The 15,496-nt window shown below is 70.5% G+C and carries 13 protein-coding genes; 6 read left to right on the top strand and 7 right to left on the bottom strand.

Translation table 11 applies throughout. From position 1 onward, the window contains the following. Together IEY87_RS08010 and IEY87_RS08015 are read right to left on the bottom strand one after the other, a co-directional pair. Positions 1 to 1,321: N-acetylmuramoyl-L-alanine amidase (locus tag IEY87_RS08010; RefSeq protein ID WP_229699307.1), on the bottom strand; the 1,321-nt coding region annotated here is incomplete at its 3' end. A 79-nt stretch (positions 1,322 to 1,400) separates the two neighbouring features. Next, complete coding sequence (locus IEY87_RS08015) at positions 1,401 to 2,312, bottom strand: M23 family metallopeptidase (protein ID WP_189137833.1); 912 nt, start codon at positions 2,310 to 2,312, stop codon at positions 1,401 to 1,403. A gap of 113 nt (positions 2,313 to 2,425) precedes the next feature. Between IEY87_RS08015 and IEY87_RS08020 the strand changes: the two genes are divergently transcribed. Beyond that, a complete protein-coding gene (locus IEY87_RS08020; protein WP_189137834.1) occupies positions 2,426 to 5,107 on the top strand; it encodes an AfsR/SARP family transcriptional regulator in 2,682 nt (893 codons plus the stop codon). A 31-nt stretch (positions 5,108 to 5,138) separates the two neighbouring features. Here IEY87_RS08020 and mads6 read toward each other — a convergent pair whose 3' ends face one another. Continuing rightward, complete coding sequence (mads6, locus tag IEY87_RS08025) at positions 5,139 to 6,485, bottom strand: methylation-associated defense system protein kinase MAD6 (RefSeq protein WP_189137835.1); 1,347 nt, start codon at positions 6,483 to 6,485, stop codon at positions 5,139 to 5,141. Positions 6,486 to 6,546: 61 nt separating this feature from the next. Between mads6 and IEY87_RS08030 the strand changes: the two genes are divergently transcribed. The 3 genes from IEY87_RS08030 (at position 6,547) to IEY87_RS08040 (ending at position 8,198) form a co-directional block, all read left to right on the top strand. Then, a complete protein-coding gene (locus IEY87_RS08030; RefSeq protein ID WP_189137836.1) occupies positions 6,547 to 7,173 on the top strand; it encodes a type 1 glutamine amidotransferase family protein in 627 nt (208 codons plus the stop codon). Next, positions 7,170 to 7,616, top strand: a complete 447-nt coding sequence (locus IEY87_RS08035) for a MarR family winged helix-turn-helix transcriptional regulator (protein ID WP_189137837.1) — start codon at positions 7,170 to 7,172, stop codon at positions 7,614 to 7,616. The genes IEY87_RS08030 and IEY87_RS08035 overlap by 4 nt, the downstream gene beginning before the upstream one ends. Positions 7,617 to 7,928: 312 nt before the next feature. After that, positions 7,929 to 8,198, top strand: a complete 270-nt coding sequence (locus IEY87_RS08040; protein WP_189137838.1) for a hypothetical protein — start codon at positions 7,929 to 7,931, stop codon at positions 8,196 to 8,198. A gap of 256 nt (positions 8,199 to 8,454) precedes the next feature. Here the strand turns inward: IEY87_RS08040 and IEY87_RS08045 are convergent, their stop codons facing one another. Further along, on the bottom strand, positions 8,455 to 8,865 hold the full coding sequence (locus tag IEY87_RS08045; protein WP_189137839.1) for a C40 family peptidase: 411 nt from the start codon (positions 8,863 to 8,865) through the stop codon (positions 8,455 to 8,457). Positions 8,866 to 9,386: 521 nt separating this feature from the next. On the opposite strand from IEY87_RS08045, the gene IEY87_RS08050 reads away from it, so the two are divergent. Next, positions 9,387 to 9,656, top strand: coding sequence for a hypothetical protein (locus tag IEY87_RS08050; RefSeq protein ID WP_189137840.1), 270 nt, complete (start codon positions 9,387 to 9,389; stop codon positions 9,654 to 9,656). A gap of 355 nt (positions 9,657 to 10,011) precedes the next feature. After that, on the top strand, positions 10,012 to 10,353 hold the full coding sequence (locus IEY87_RS08055) for an STAS domain-containing protein (protein ID WP_189137841.1): 342 nt from the start codon (positions 10,012 to 10,014) through the stop codon (positions 10,351 to 10,353). Positions 10,354 to 10,409: 56 nt separating this feature from the next. On the opposite strand, the gene IEY87_RS08060 is transcribed toward IEY87_RS08055, so the two are convergent. The 3 genes from IEY87_RS08060 to IEY87_RS08070 are packed head-to-tail and all read right to left on the bottom strand — an operon-like array spanning position 10,410 to position 15,428. Beyond that, positions 10,410 to 12,575: a terpene synthase family protein gene (locus IEY87_RS08060; RefSeq protein WP_189137842.1), complete on the bottom strand. Its 2,166-nt coding sequence runs from the start codon at positions 12,573 to 12,575 to the stop codon at positions 10,410 to 10,412. Positions 12,576 to 12,603: 28 nt separating this feature from the next. After that, positions 12,604 to 13,983: a family 2B encapsulin nanocompartment shell protein gene (locus tag IEY87_RS08065; RefSeq protein ID WP_225277690.1), complete on the bottom strand. Its 1,380-nt coding sequence runs from the start codon at positions 13,981 to 13,983 to the stop codon at positions 12,604 to 12,606. A 38-nt stretch (positions 13,984 to 14,021) separates the two neighbouring features. Then, positions 14,022 to 15,428 (bottom strand): family 2B encapsulin nanocompartment shell protein, encoded by a 1,407-nt coding sequence (locus tag IEY87_RS08070; RefSeq protein ID WP_189137843.1) that lies wholly within the window; start codon positions 15,426 to 15,428, stop codon positions 14,022 to 14,024. Positions 15,429 to 15,496 lie beyond the last annotated feature (68 nt).

The following is a 15,496-nucleotide window of genomic DNA, read 5'->3' on the forward strand; positions in this document are numbered from 1 at the left end:
CGGGCGCCGAGGCCTTGACCGGTCCGGCGTAGTAGGCGAAGTTGCCGGAGTCGGTCTTCCTGGCGCTGCCCTGGACCTCCAGGTAGGCGGAGGTGGCGGTGGCCTGGCCGAGCGAGGTGAGCTTCATCGTGGCCACGCAGTTCTGGCCGTTGCCGGTGTTGTAGAGCAGGTAGACCTTGCCCGCCGTGCCGAGGGCGGCCGAGTCGATCACCTTGAAGCCGCTGCCGCAGACCTCCTCGGGGGTGTGCGGGTTGGTGCCGCCGCCGGAGCCGCCGGTCACGTAGTTCATGTACGTGGTCCAGTTCCAGTGCGGGCCGGGGTCGGTGTGGTCGGTGCCGGGCACCTGGACGTGGCCGACGATGTGCGTGCGGTTCTTGGGGATGCCGTACCTGTCGGCGATGTTGCGGGTCAGCGCCGCCGAGGCCCGGTACATCTGGTCGGTGAACCACGAGGCGTTGTCCACGAAGCCCTCGTGCTCGATGCCGACCGAGCGCCTGTTGTAGTCGCCGGCGTGGAAGGCCCGGTCCTTCTCCCGCACCATCTGGGTGACCTGGCCGTCGGACGAGCGCACCACGTAGTGGCTGGACACCTTGGCCGCCGGGTTCTGGAACCACGAGATCGTGCCCGCGTACGAGCCCTGGGCGACGTGGATGACGATCCGGTCGATCGCATCACTGGTCGGGCGGCTGGACACCGCGTATCCGGCGGCGTTCGCCGCGACCCAGCGGGCTCCCGGGTAGTCGGTGGCCGCGGCGAGCCGGCGCGGAGCCTCGGCGTACTTGCCCAGGTCGGGGTCGACGGACTGCGCCTTGACCTGGACGCCTCGGGCGTCGACCCCGCCGGCCAGCGTCTCGTAGACGGCGTCGGCGTAGATCTTGGCCGTGTCGGCGGCCGCGGCGTGGCTGTAGGCGGCCACCGTGGGGTACCAGGCGTCGGTGTCCTTGCGCGCGGCGGCGCTCAGTCCGAGGGCGTCGGCCTGGGCGCGCAGCACGGCCGCGCCGCCGAGCACGTTGGCGGCGTCGTCGGACTTCAGCTCGCTCACCGGCTTGGCGGTGATCTTGGCGGCTTCCTCCAGCGTGTGCGTGGCGGGGTTGCTGACCAGGTGCATGACGCCGTAGCCGCCGCTGGCGCTTGGCTCGCCGGCATGGCCGTCGAGCCGGGACTCGGCATAGGCGACCGCGACGAGCAGGTCGCGCGGCACGTCATAGGTGGCGGCGGCCTTGGCGAAGGCGTCGGACAGCGGATTCTGCGCCGCCTGGGCGGCGTGCTGGCCGGACAGGACGAGTAACCCGGCGGTCACGATCAGGATCTTGGCTTTCACGATCCGGTGTGCTCCCTAGGACTGTTCGGAGGGGGGCCGCCCCGCCGGAGCTGCGGTTCCGGCGGGGCGGCGTGCTGCGTTAACTGCCGCAGTGCTCGAAGAGGCTGTCGTACGTGGACGAGCCGGCCTTGCCGCCCCACTTGACGCAGGTGCCGGGCGCCGAGGCCTTGACCGGTCCGGCGTAGTAGGCGAAGTTGCCGGAGTCGGTCTTCCTGGCGCTGCCCTGGACCTCCAGGTAGGCGGAGGTGGCGGTGGCCTGGCCGAGCGAGGTCTTCTTCAGCGTGACCACGCAGTTCTGGCCGTTGGCGGTGTTGTAGAGCAGATAGACCGTGCCGGCCGAGCCGAGCGCGGCCGAGTCGATCACGCTGAAGCCCGCGCCGCACACCTCCGTCGGCGTGTACGGGTTGGTCGCCCCGCCGCAGTTGCGCGAGGTCACCGTCTGGTTCGGATAGCCGAAGGTGGTGCCGTTGAAGACGGCCTGGCGGATGTTGCCCGGGTAGCCTTCGCCCTGCCGTACCTCGTAGTGCAGGTGGGCGCTGATGTTGTTGCCGGGCTTGCTGGTCCGGCCCACGGTGCCGACCTTCTGGCCCTGCGACACGCTCTGGCCCGCGCTGACGGAGCGGGTGTCCAGGTGGGCGTAGTACGTGGCCCAGCCACTACCGTGGTCGATCTTGACCAGGTTGCCGAACCCGTTGGTCGAGCCCTGGTGCGCGGAGATGGCCACGGTGCCGGCCGCGGCCGCCACGACGGTGTCGCCGAGGTCGGCGTTGGCCGAGTCGCCGCGATTGAAGTCGATCTCGTACGACTGGTGCGCGCTGCTCGCGTTGGAGTTGCCCGTCCAGCTCTGCCCGCAGGGGAAGGGCAGCTGGAAGTTCGTGGCGAGAATCTGTGCCTGCTCTGACCCGACCTCCGGATCGGCGGAGGCCGTCGAGGCCGTTCCGAGGCTGGCCAACAGGGCGATGCCCGCGACCAATGCGCCGCTGAACCTCATGAGGGTGATCCTTTCGGGAGGGATCTCTGGCACCAGAGTCCGGATAAGCCGCACAGAAAACGTCCAGAACCGGTACAAAAAGCTGTCAGGCCTCCAAAAGGAGCTGGTGCGTCATGACGGTTACCTTTCATGTGCTAGGACCGCTGGAAGTCCGGTCGGCGGGGCGAGCCGTCCGCGTCTCCGGCAGGAAGCCCAAGCTGCTGCTCGCCACGCTGCTCCTCGACGCCGGCCGGGTGGTCAGCGCCGACCAGCTGGTGGAGGTGCTCTGGCCGCGGTGCGCGCCGCGCTCCGCCCAGGCCAACCTGCGCACCTACGTCAGCTCGCTGCGGTCCGACCTGGCCGGCGCCGACTCCGGTCCCCTGCTGCGCGGCGACGGCTCCGGCTACGCCATCGACGTGCCGGACGGCGCCCTCGACCTGCTGGCCTTCGAGGACCTGGCGGCCCAGGCCCGCTACGCCGACGCGCTCGCGCTCTGGCGGGGCGCGCCCCTGGCCGACCTGCCCGGCCACCCCCTGTGGGACCGCCGCCTCGAACCGCTGCAGGAGCTGCGCTTATACGCCGCCGAGCGGCTCATCGGCCAGCGCGTCGAACGAGGGGACCACGCCGGCGCGGTCAGCGAACTGCGCGCCCTGCTGACCGAGCACCCGTACCGGGAGGATCTGTGGAGCAGGCTGCTGCTCGCCCTGCACGGCGGCGGCAGGAAGGCCGAGGCGCTGCGGGCCTACGCCGCCGTCCGCGCCCGGCTGGTGGACGAGCTCGGCGTCGAGCCCGGCGCGGAGCTGCGCCGGGCCTACGAGACGATCCTCACCGACGAGGCCCCGCCGCCCGTGCCGCACCAGCTTCCCCCGGACGTGCCCGACTTCACCGGCCGGAGCGAGGAGCTGGCCGCGCTGGCCCGGCCCTTCACCATCGCGGTGATCTCCGGAGCGCCGGGCGCGGGCAAGTCCACCCTCGCCGTGCACGCCGCGCACGCCCTGCGCGGCCGCTTCCCCGCCGGACAGCTCTACCTCGACCTCGACGGCAAGGAACCGGCCGAGCTGCTGGCCGAGGCGCTGCGCGCGCTCGGCGTCGAGAGCCCGCCGGCCACGCTGCACGAGCGCTCGGCCCTGCTGCGCTCGCTGCTCGCCGAGCAGCCGATGCTGCTGCTGCTCGACAAGGCCCTGGACGCGGACCAGGTACGGCCACTGCTTCCGGGCAACGACTGCGCGGTGATCGTCACCAGCAGGCGGCGGATCACCGAGCTGCCCGGCGCCCTGCAGATCGACCTCGGCGAGCTGCCGACCCAGGAGGCGCTGCTGCTGCTCGGCCGGATCGCGGGCGCCGACCGGGTGGCCCGCGAGCACGAGGAGGCCCTGGCCATCGTGACCGCCTGCGGGCGGCTGCCACTGGCGCTCAGGAGCGTCGGCGCCCGCCTGGCGGGCCGGCCCGGCTGGTCACTGGCGGTCCTCAGGCAGCGACTCGCCGACGACCGGCTCGGCGAGCTCAAGGAGGTACGGGCCAGCCTCGACCGCAGCTACCGCTACTTACCGGACGAGGCGGCCAGCACTCTCGGCACTCTCGGCCTGCTCGGCGGGTCCGCCCAGCCGGGCTGGGTGGTCGGCCCCGCGCTCGACCGGCACCGCGCCGACGACGTCACCGACCTGCTGGTCGATGTGAACCTGCTGGAGCTGGTCGGCACCGACCCGGTGGGTCAGCCGCGCTACCGGCTGCCCGACCTGATCCGCCGGCACGCCGTCGGCCGCGAGCCCGACCGGGCCGGCCTGGCCAGGGTGCTGGCCGCCTGGACCGCGACCACCGAACACGCCATGGAACGCCTGCCGACCACGGTCTTCAGCCTCACCACGGCGGTCGTGCCCCGCTGGCGGCTGCCCGAGACCACGCTGGAACGACTGACCTCGGACCCGCTGTCCTGGTTCGACGCCGAGCACGAGGCGCTCGCCGGGGCGGTCGGCGTGGCGGCGCAGGCAGGGCTGGCCGCCTCGGCCTGGGGACTGGCCGCCGCCATGGTCCCGTACCTCGATCTGCACTGCCACCTGGACACCTGGCAGCGCACGCACACCGTCGCGCTGGCCGCCGCCCGCGCGGCGGGCGACACCTACGGCGAGGCCGCCATGCTCAGGGGCCTGGCCCAGGTCGCCCTCTACCAGGACCGGTACGAGGAGGCCGCCGCCGGCTTCACCCTCTCCCGGCGGCTGTTCCGTGAGCTGGGCGACACCAGGGCGGAGGCCACCTCGGTCTGCGGGCTGGGCGCGGTCAGCCAGTTCAGTGGTGGCCAGGCCCGCTCGCTCGGCCACTTCAGGCAGGCCCTGGCCATGTTCCTGGCGGCTGGTGACCAGCACGGCGAGGCCTTCGCCCGGCAGGCGATCGGCCGTGCCTGCCTGAAGTCCGGCGACCTGGCGCAGGCGTCGGAGTCGCTCGGCCAGGCCATGCGGCTGGCGCAGGAGCTCGGCGACGCGCACCGCGAGGGCTGCGTCTGCCTCCAGATGGGCAACCTGCACCAGGCCATGTCCTTCCACCGGCACGCGCTGGAGATCTTCGAGTCGCTCGGCGACCGGCACTGCGGGGCGTACGCGCTGCAGAGCCTGGCCGGGCTGCAGGTGGCGCGCGGCGAGCTGGCGCCGGCCTCCGCCGGGCTGGAACGCTCGCTACTGGTCTTCCAGGAGCTGGGGGACCGCAGCGGCGAGGCCTCGACCACCCAGCTGCTGGGGGAGCTGCACCACTCGGCCGGCCGTACCGGACTGGCCCTCGACTACCTCAAACAAGCCAGCGAGCTGCGCCGCGCACTGCCCGTGTGAGCTACGCCCTCGCTTCGAACAAGCCTGTGAGCTATGCCCTGGACGTCAGGCGGCGCAGCAGGCGTCTGAACGGGGACTCCTGAACCGCCGCACCCTGGAGGGCGGCCAGGGACTCGGCGGCGCTCGGGCGCTTGGCCGGGGCGTGGTCGAGCATCCGGCGCACCACCTCGGGCACATCGGGGCCGTGCGCGTCGGCGCTGGTCGGCAGCTCGCCGGTGAGCAGCTGGTAGGCGATCACCCCGGCGGAGTAGACGTCGGAGGCGGCGGTCATCCGGTCGGGCCGCTCCTGGCACTCGGGCGCGACATAGTGGGCGTCGAGGATGTTGTGCAGCTCGTGGGCGACCGTGTAGTCGCGCGGGCCGGGCTTGGCGTAGTCGAAGCCGGTGAGCACCGCGTGCCCGTCGTCGGTCACCAGCACGCTGGCCGGGGTGAGCGCGCGGTGGACGACGCCGTGCGCGTGCGCGTGGGCCAGGCCGCTGAGCAGGTCCTGGATCACGCTCAGCCGCACCCCCTCGCCCAGGCGCAGGTGCAGCGCCTGGCCGTGCACGTCGTCGAGCACCAGCACGAACCGGCTCTCGTCGTCGATGGCGAAGAAGTCACGCGAGCGCACCACGCACGGGTGCGGGGGGATCCTGGCCAGCGTCTGGTAGGCGTTGGCGATCCGCTGCCGCTCCGCGGCCCGCCCGGCCTGGTCGGCCAGCGGGTCGGCCTGGTAGACGCGCAGCAGCACGGTCTCGCTGCCGGGCAGGGTGACGTTGAAGGCGCGGTATTCGGTGGTCTTGGCGTCGCCGCCGAGCCGCTCCTGGACCTCCCAGTTGCCGAACCTGGGGGGCGCGGTGCTGCGCCGCACGGTCTGGTTGAGCGCGTCGAGAATGGCCGTCATGTACGGCCTGGCGTCGGGGCTGCACCCCCGTCTGACCCGGGAGACGTCGCTCAGCGTGGTGATGAGCCGGGGCAGGTCGGTGACGTTGGCGACGTCGCGTCCCGCCGGGTCGACGAGCTCGGCGTCGGGTGCGGTGAGCACCACCAGGCTGTCGACGTAGACCCGTTCGAGCTGGGTGGCCCTGGAGACGAGCAGGCCCTTGAGCGCCTTGGCGGTGCCGCGCAACTTGGTCGCGGGAGAGCCGAACGCCTCCCTGCGGGAGGGGAACCAGCGCGACCCCGACACCTCGATGCGGCCCCGGTTGCCCTTGACGTCCACGAGCACGAGCGAGTGCCCGGTCAGCACGAGCAGGTCGACCTCGAAGACGTCCTCGCCGCGCGGAACCTCGACGTTGTGCAGCAGCAGCCACTCGGCCGGCGCCTGATCCCGCAGATGGGAGATCACCCGCCGCTCGGCGTCGTTGACCGGAGGTCCACCGCCGACGATCTCTGCCATGGGCTCTATCCTCGCACGGGAATGGATTGACAACATGCTGTCGTGATGACAACATACTGTCATGAGCACATCGAAGAAGACGGTCCATGTCGGCGTTTACGACACCATGGCCGACTGGGAGGTCGGGCACGCGACCGCCCACCTCCGCAGCGGCCGCTTCCACCGCGAGCCGGGCGGCTACGAGATCGTCACCGTGGGGCTCACCACCGAGCCGGTCACCAGCATGGGCGGCCTGCGCGTCACCCCCGCCCGCGCGCTCGACCGGCTCTCGCCGCGGGACAGCGCGATGCTCATCCTGCCCGGCGCCGACCTGTGGGACGCCGGGGACGACCTGGCGCCGTTCGCCCGCAAGGCCCGTGAGTTCCTGGACGAGGGCGTCCCGGTCGCGGCCATCTGCGGCGCGGTCGCCGGACTGGCCCGCGAAGGCCTGCTCGACGAGCGCGCGCACACCAGCGCCGTCGTGCACTACCTGGCGGCCCAGGAGGGCTACGCGGGGGCCGGGCACTACCTCGACCAGGACGCGGTCACCGGCGGCGACCTGGTCACCGCCGGCCCCACCGAGCCGGTGGCCTTCGCCCGCGAGATCTTCCGCAGGCTCGACGTCTGCACGCCCGAGGTCCTCGACGCGTGGCACCGGCTGTTCGCCAGGAGCGACGGCTCGGCCTACGAGGTGCTGATGTCGGCATGAGCGAGCCGATGGCCTCGGGCGACCTGCTCTCCGGCACCGCGCTGGCCGTCTTCCGGCTCAACGGCCGGTTGCTCGAGGTCTCCGAGCGGCTGGCCCGGCCGGCCGGGCTGACGGCGGCCTGGTGGCAGGTGCTCGGCGCGGTCCTGCGCGAGCCGCTGCCCGTCGCGGGCATCGCCAGGGCCATGGGCATGACCCGCCAGGGCGTTCAGCGCATCGCCGACCTGCTGGTGGAGAAGGAGCTGGCCGAATACCTGCCCAACCCCGCGCACCGCCGGGCCAAGCTGCTCAGGCCGACCCCCGAGGGGCGCGCGGCGATCAGTGAGATCGGCCCCGCCCACCAGGAGCTGGCCGACCGGCTCGCCGCCGAATTGGGATTGCCGGCTTTCCAGGAGTCCTTGGCGGCCCTTCACCGCCTCTCTGCGGCTCTGGACCGGATCGACTGAGGATACGCGCGCACGTTTCTCAAGGGCCGGTTGATCATTGTCTAACCGCAGGTGCTGGAACGGCTAGGTCATTCTCGCGGCAGACAAAATAAATGCCTTTTCGACGGCGGCCGAGATGACGCAGATGTGTACCCGTTCAGCGGCTCGTGAAATCCGTAGGCCAAGAAAACGAGGCGGCTCCTTGACCCCGGCCTGAGCAGAACAGGTTGCGGTTCCACGCCACTGCCGGGACAGTAATTGGCGGCACCTCACAGCCCTGCAGAAACGACTATGGCGTCGGAATACCGCGCCGATCAATGGAGGATACAGATCATGATCCGTCGCATTCTCGCCGGTGCAGCCATCGTGGGCCTGGCGCTCGGCTTCTCAGCCGCCGCCGCTTCGGCGGACGTCGGCCCGAACACCTACAACGGCGGCCAGGCTGTGCTCAGCCAGTTCAGCATCGTCGACGATGTCACGGCGCTGAACGACGTCGCCAACGACTCGCTCAAGTACATCAACGTCGGTTCCATCGGCAACCTGCAGAACGTCGACCTGGACCTGCTGAACAACCAGCAGGGCAACTTCGACCACCGCCACTAAACGCCGGTCCGCGGCGAAAGCGCGCGGCACGTCGCGTCCAGCTCACCGGTCGATACCGGTGAACCGCCGGCTCGGCCCGTCTCACGTGTGAACGCGTGAGGTGATTTCCGGAAGAGCGACCGTGGATACTCGAGGCCGCGGACCGCTCGGTGCGCACCGTCCGGCCGTCCGGCGGGCGGCCCGGGTGACCTGACTCAAGAGCGGGTGACCCGGGCCGCGTCCCTATCCAGGCCTGACCACGCTCTTGAAGGTCGGCCTATCCAGGTCTGACCACGCCTTTGAAGGTCGGCCTGTCCAGCGGCTCCACCCGCACCGACGCCCCGGTGAAGGGGGCGTTGACCATGTGCTCGCCGTCCACGACCAGCCCGACGTGCTCGGGGCCGCGCTGCCGGGGATCGCTGTCGTAGAAGACCAGATCTCCCGGCCGCAGCTGCTCCCTCGGCACGCGGGTCCCGTGGCGCCACTGCTGCCGTGCGGTGCGGCCGATCAGCACGCCGGCGCTCGCCCACGCGTACTGCGTCAGGCCGGAGCAGTCGAACCCCCGGGTTCTGGCGCCCCGGCCGACGCCACGGCTCGGCCCGTGCACGCCGCCACCGCCCCACGAGTAGGGCACGCCTATCATGTCCATCGCCGCCCGCAGCGCCGTGCCGCTGGCGGCATAACGCATCCGCTCGGCCGCATGCGAATACGTCGATCCGCATCGCGCCGGATCCTGGTCTGCGCAGCGGGCCATCACGGCGGTCGGACCGATTATTTCGGGGAACGTGCACCAGCCGCCTGTCATGGCCATCAGGATAAGCATTCTTGCTATCCGCATGGCTATTCACCGCTTCTGTTAATCGTTTCGCGCCGGGCCCTCGCCGGCCAGGCGCCTGGAAAGACGTTTCACCCTGCATTTTCCTCCCCGTCGATGGCGATAAAACGCCCTTTGGGGAGGCTGGATCCGCAGGTGGCCATAACCTGAAAAATCACATGCACAACCAGCCCGATATATGCTGAGAAGTCCGCATATGTGGGGTTGGCTGAAAAGCTCTGGGATCGGGAATTCTTTTTTACTCATGTTTAGGCCCGATCGCTTGTGGGCCGGGCCGCGGATGCTGGATTGTTGTCGGCGGCATCTCGATTCCAGTGAACGACAGCGATGACGCGCATCCCCGCGCGGATTCCATCCGAAGGAGTAGTAAAGAAATGATGCGTCGCATCCTCGTCGGTGCCGCCATGGTCGGCGCCCTGTTCGGCTTCTCCGCCGCCGCGGCCTCGGCCGACGTCGGCCCCAGCACCGCCAACACGGGCAGCGCGGTCCTCGGCCAGTGGGCGGTCGTCGACGACGCCACCCTGGCCAACGACGTGCTGAACGACTCGCTCAAGTACGTCAACGTCCTCAGCGCGGTCAACCTGCAGAACGTCGACGTCGACCTGCTGAACAACCAGACCAAGACGCACGAGCACCACCACTAGGGAGCGGGCGCCGCTCCCCGGTGAACCCCACGGCATCCCGCCGGCCACGCCCCCTTCCTGGCGGACACCCTGGACGCAGGGTGCCAGCGTGGCCGCGCGTTCGGGGTCACCACCGGGGGACGAACGGCGCACCGGCTCATCCCCACCGGCCCCGGCACTTCGCGTGCCGGGGCCGGTCGGCGTTCCGGTCTATAAAAGCGCCTCAATTCGGTCATTACTCCGCGAAAATCACCTTTCCGGATGACTTCCGGGTAATCTGGTTCTCGGTCACTGCCGATGCGGTCACCGCGAGAGCTTCGCTCGTGACACAACGGCTACAGCCCCCGGGACTCGACGTGATGGGGGTGAGCGCCAGATGACGGACATGGAGCGGCTGCTCTATGAGGACGAGCAGCTCCGCGTTACCCTGCGCGCCACCAGGCCGGTCCCCGCCGTGACACTCACCGGCGAGGTCGACGTCACCAACAGCCGAGCCCTGGCGCACACGCTGGAGCTGTCCCGGCAGGGCAGCACCCACATCGACGTCGACACCGGCGCGCTGACCTTCATCGACCTGTCCGGCATCCGCGTGCTCGTGCTGCCCACCCTGCCGCCCGCCCAGCGCTGGATCCGCCTGCACAACGTCACGCCGTCCCAGCGACGGCTGATGGAGCTGGTGGGCTGGTTCCACGAGGCCCACCAGCAGGCGCTCAGCTGAACGCCCACCCGAACGCCCATTTCGAACGATCAGCCAGACGATCGCCAGACGACCGGCTAGACGACCAGCGCCGCCGAGGTGCCCAGCCCGGTCGGCCCGATCAGCCGGGACCGTGGGGGCCGATGGTGGCGGCGCAGCGACTCCTCGTCGTAGCGGAAGCAGCCGCGGTGCCAGACGAGGATGCCCGACATCCAGTTCTCCAGCTCCCGCACGTAATCGGCGAGCGCCCCCCGCGCCTCCTCGCCCAGGTCGAGATCGTCACACAGGATGGGCAGCTCGTGCGCGACCACGTGCTGGAACTGCCGCATCCGTGACTCCATGAGATCGACGAGGATCTTGAGCCCGGTCGGGTAGTCGCAGGCGAAGAAGCTCTGCACCACCAGCACGCCGTTGTGCACCTCGCCCTCGTACTCGATCTCCTTCTGATAGGAGAAGACGTCGTTGAGCAGGGCGGCGTAGTCCTGTGCCGCGTTCTCCAGCGAGCGCATCGGGCCGCTGTCGTAGACCTCCTGCGGGATCGCGGCGGCGCGGGACAGCCGGCACAGCGCCATGGTGAGGTCCGAGCCGAAGGTCAGCCGGCGCATCTCGACGTAGTCGACCGGGTCGGGGATGCGGTTCACCGCCTGGTTGGCCAGCTCCCACAGCCAGCTCTCGGCCATCTTCTCGATCGCCTCGCGGAACGTACGCCGTGCTCGTGGTTCCATCGGCCCGGCCGAGCGGCGCCACAGATCGGCGAGCGAGCATTCGAGCGGGCTGGCCGGAGGGGGGAAGGTGGCGCCGTCGAGCGGCATGAACGCCGACAGCCGGTCCACGGTGGCGCGGGCGGCGGCGAGGTTGCGGGTGCGGCCGAACACGACGGGGAAGAAGTCGTCGCCGTAGGTGCCCCAGGCGAGCCAGGCCGAGGAGAGGTCGAGCTCCTCCAGCGAGGCGTCGGGGTGGATGCCCGCCGCGCAGAGCGGCAGATCGTAGTCGATGATCTTGGCTTCGTCCCAGACGGCCGAGCCGGTGACGCCCGGCTGGGCTTCGAGGATGCCCATCCGGTGCGCCCAGTCGACCAGGTTGCGGCGGGCGGCGTCGAGGTGGGGGGACAGCCGCGCCTCGAAGGGCATGTAGAGCTCCGGCACCTGGCTGGGGCCGACGTGCTGGTGGGGGACGTGCGCGTAGGACCGGATCCGCTTCGCGCCGAGCAGGTCGACGACCGACTTCATGCCCAGGGCGGGGGCGGACCGTGCCTCCTTGTTCATGTAGCGGCTGGAGCGCATGTGCCACTCGTGGCCGCCGGACTGCCAGTCCTGCAGGCCCTTGACGTAGGCCAGCACGCCCATGCAGGCGAGCGGGTCCAGGGCGTGCTCGGCGAACAGCGGCCCGAGCTCGGTGAGCGTGGTGTGCTCGAACTGCTGCAGCCGCGAGGTGAGCAGGTCGTTGACGGCGTCGGCGGCCTCCTGCGTGGTGCAGCCGAGGAACGTCTCCAGCACCAGCACCCCGTTGCTCAGCTCGCCCTCCTGCCCGATCTCGCGCTCGTAGGAGAACAGGTCGTTGCGCAGGTGCACCCCGTCGGAGAAGGCGTCGCGCAGCACCCGCAGCGGTCGCGACCCGGCGATCACGGCCGGCACCTCGGCGCCCACGGCATGCTCGACCAGGCCCGCCGACCAGGGCGCGCCGCCCACCTTGCGGCGCATCTCGATGTACTCGACGGGGTTCGGCACCCGGCCCGCGTTGATGTTGGACAGCTCCCACAGCGACTCGTTCAGCAGGTTGCGGGTGCTCTCGGTGAAGCGCGCCCGCCAGTCGGCGGAGGTGCCGGGCACCGTACGCGCCCACAGGTCGGCCAGCCCGGCCTCGACCGGGTTGGTCGCCTCGGGCACCTCCGCGCCCGGTTCCATCGGCATGAAGGCGGGCAACCGATCCAGGTAGGACTTACCTCCCACCCGATCCCCGGACCGCTTGAAGATCTCAAGAAAGTGGTCGTCGAAGAAGAACACCCACACGTACCAGTCCGTGATCAGGCTCAGCTCGGGTCCGTCACAGTCAGGATGCGTGTACGCGCACAGCAGCGCGTAGTCGTGGGCGTCGAGATCCGCCTCCTCCCAGACGCCGGAGCCCTCCAGCATGCCCATCGCCCGAGCCCACTGCTTGGTATGCGCACGAGCCTGTTCGAGGTGGGGGTTGAGCCGTGCCGGATACGGCAGGTAGAAGTCGGGCAGTTCGAAGGGCTGAGCCATCGTCACTCCGCTCGTGTGGTCAGGGTCATCAGCCGTGGACCTCGACGTCCCCGAGCACCCCGAGCGCGTCGGGGACGAGAACGGCGGCGGAGTAGTAGGCGCTGACGAGGTAGGTGGTGACCGCCCGCTCGTCGATGCCCATCACCCGCACGCTGAGGCCGGGCCGGTACTCGTCGGGGACGCCGGTCTGGTGCAGGCCGACGACTCCCTGGTCCTCCTCGCCGGTCCGGAACGCGAGGATCGAACTGGTGCCCGCCCCGCTGACCGGGATCTTGTCGCAGGGCAGGATGGGCACGCCCCGCCAGGCGCTCAGCCTGCTCCCGTCCAGCTCGACGCTGTCCAGATAGACGCCGGAGGCGCTGCACTGCCTGCCGAACGCGGCGATGGCCAGCGGGTGAGCCATCAGATAGCGGGTCTTCCGCCGCCGGCAGAGCAGATCGTCCAGGTCGGCCGGGGTGGGCGGCCCGGAGCGCGTGGTCAGCCGCTGGGCCGGGTCGGCGTTGTGCAGCAGCCCGAAGTCGCGGTTGTTGACCAGCTCGCGCTCCTGCGCCTCGCGGACCGCCTCGACGGTCAGCCTGATCTGCTCCTCCGTCTGGTCCATGGGGTCGCTGAACAGGTCGGCGGCCCTGGTGTGCACCCGGAGCACGGCCTGGGACACGCTCAGCTCGTACTCGCGCGGGCTCAGCTCGTAGTCGACGAAGGTGCCCGGCAGCACCGGCTCGCCCCGGTGGCCGGAGGCCAGCGTGATCAGCGCCTCGCCGTGCTTGGTGCGGGGCTCGGCGAGCCCGGCCAGGTGCGACTCCAACTGCTCGCGCAGCGACGGCGTCCGCCCGGCGAGGTCGTGCAGCGCCTGCCAGGGCAGGGCCAGCACCGTGCAGGTGGTGCCGGCCTCCAGGGTGAACCCCCACCGGGGCGGCGTCGGCAACTCCGCCCCGACCTGGTCACCGGGCGACAGCCTGGCCCGCACCAGGCTGTCGCCGTACGTGCCCGCCTGCACCTTGGCGGCTCTGCCGTAGGCGAGGAGGACGAGCTCGCCGGCCGGCTCGCCCTCCCGCACGATCGCCTCGCCGCGGGCGTACTCCCGCTGTTCGAACAGCCCGGCCAGGGTCTCCAGCACGGCAGGGTCGCCGTACCCGTGCAGCGGCGGCAGTTCGGTCAGGCTCGGCGGCACCACCCGCAGCCGCGCGCCCGTGTGCGTGAAGCACACGCGCCCGCCGCCCGGCGCGTAGGTGAGCCGGCGGTTCACCCGGTAGGCGCCGGCCGCGAGCTCGACCCAAGGCAGCGCCCGCAGCAGCCAGCGCGGGGAGATCTCCCGCATCTGCGGAGCCGTCTTGGTCGTGGTGGCGAGCTTGCGCGCCGCGGCCGGATCAAGGCTCAGCCGCGAGCCCCGCTCGTCCAACTCCGTCAACCGAAACACCACCTATCCCTGGGAGCGAAAATGCTCGGTCAGTCCTCGCGCCCGATCTCGACGTCCTCCAGTACGGCCAGCGCGTCGGGGACCAGCACGGCGGCCGAGTAGTAGGCGGTGACCAGGTAGGAGATGACGGCCTTCTCGTTGATGTTCATGAACCGGACCGACAGGCCCGGCTGGTATTCATCGGGGAGGCCGGTCTGGTGCAGGCCGACGACGCCCTGACTCTCCTGGCCGGTGCGCATGAGCAGCACGGAGCTCATCCGCCGCCCGGAAACGGGGATCTTGTTGCATGGGAAGATCGGCACGCCGCGCCAGGCCGGCACCCGGTGACCGCTCGCCTCGGCGGCCTGGGGATACAGGCCGCGCTTGCTGCACTCCCTGCCGAAGGCCGCGATCGTCTGCGGGTGCGCGAGGAAGAAGGCCGGGTCCTTCCATACCTTGGCCAGCAAGTCGTCCATGTCGTCAGGGGTGGGCGGGCCGGTGCGGGCGCGCAGGCGCTGGCTGAAGTCGGCGTTGTGCAGGAGGCCGAAGTCCCGGCTATTGATCATCTCGTCCTCCTGCCGCTCGCGTAGCGCCTCGATGGTCAGGCGGAGCTGCTGGTCGAGCTGGTTCATCGGCTGGTTGTACAGGTCGGTGACCCTGCTGTGCACCCGCAGCACGGTCTGCACCACGCTCAGTTCGTACTCGCGCGGGCTCAGCTCGTAGTCGACGAACGTGCCGGGCAGGGTGGGCTCGCCGCTGTGGCCCGACGACATGTCGATGGCGGCCTCGCCGTAGTCGTTGTGCGCCCGCTCACCGCTGGCCTGCCAGGCCTCCAGGTGCTCGCGCAGGCTCGGCGAGCGGTCCAGCAGCGCCTGGAAGTCCTCGCGGGAGAGGGTCAGCACGGTGGTGGCGGTCTTGGCCCGCGCGGAGAACTCCCACTGGCCACCGCCGAGGAGCAGCTGCTCGCCGAGGTGGTCGCCGTCGGCCAGCATCCCGAGGCTCTGCTGGTCGCCGTAGGCGCCGGTGGTGACCTTGGCGACCCGGCCGTGCGCGATCAGCACGAGCTGCTCGATCGGGTCGTCCTCGCGGACGATCTCCTCGCCGGCCTCCACCTCGCGCTGGGCGAAGCGGTAGGCGAGCGCCTCCAGGGCCTCGATGTCGCCGAAGCCGCGCAGCATCGGCAGCTCGCAGAGCTCCGCGGGCACGACGCGCACCTCCGCGCCGGTGGTGCTGAAGGTGATGCGGCCGTCGCCGAGGGTGTAGGTCAGGCGCCGGTTGACCCGGTAGACGCCGCCGGAGGTCTGCACCCACGGCAGCAGCTTCAGCAGCCAGCGGGAGGTGATCTCCTGCATCTGCGGGGCGGTCTTGGTCGTCGTCGCCAGATTGCGCGCGGCATCGGTGCTCAGGCTGAGCTGCTGGCCGTTGCCCTGCGCGGTCGATTCGGTCGATTCGGTCATCGTGCACCACCGATCATGAAGGATTGACTACGAACAGTGAGAAAAAGTGGCTCTGGGTAATCGATCTC

The organism is Nonomuraea glycinis, from assembly GCF_014646515.1.
GTDB lineage: Bacteria > Actinomycetota > Actinomycetes > Streptosporangiales > Streptosporangiaceae > Nonomuraea > Nonomuraea glycinis.

Coding starts and splice junctions, on each gene's coding strand:
- mads6 (WP_189137835.1), bottom strand. CDS start 6,485: ATGGCAGAGATCGTCGGCGGTGGACCTCCGGTCAACGACGCCGAGCGG.
- IEY87_RS08055 (WP_189137841.1), top strand. CDS start 10,012: ATGACGGACATGGAGCGGCTGCTCTATGAGGACGAGCAGCTCCGCGTT.
- IEY87_RS08070 (WP_189137843.1), bottom strand. CDS start 15,428: ATGACCGAATCGACCGAATCGACCGCGCAGGGCAACGGCCAGCAGCTC.
- IEY87_RS08020 (WP_189137834.1), top strand. CDS start 2,426: ATGACGGTTACCTTTCATGTGCTAGGACCGCTGGAAGTCCGGTCGGCG.
- IEY87_RS08030 (WP_189137836.1), top strand. CDS start 6,547: ATGAGCACATCGAAGAAGACGGTCCATGTCGGCGTTTACGACACCATG.
- IEY87_RS08035 (WP_189137837.1), top strand. CDS start 7,170: ATGAGCGAGCCGATGGCCTCGGGCGACCTGCTCTCCGGCACCGCGCTG.
- IEY87_RS08045 (WP_189137839.1), bottom strand. CDS start 8,865: ATGCGTTATGCCGCCAGCGGCACGGCGCTGCGGGCGGCGATGGACATG.
- IEY87_RS08060 (WP_189137842.1), bottom strand. CDS start 12,575: ATGGCTCAGCCCTTCGAACTGCCCGACTTCTACCTGCCGTATCCGGCA.
- IEY87_RS08040 (WP_189137838.1), top strand. CDS start 7,929: ATGATCCGTCGCATTCTCGCCGGTGCAGCCATCGTGGGCCTGGCGCTC.
- IEY87_RS08015 (WP_189137833.1), bottom strand. CDS start 2,312: ATGAGGTTCAGCGGCGCATTGGTCGCGGGCATCGCCCTGTTGGCCAGC.
- IEY87_RS08050 (WP_189137840.1), top strand. CDS start 9,387: ATGATGCGTCGCATCCTCGTCGGTGCCGCCATGGTCGGCGCCCTGTTC.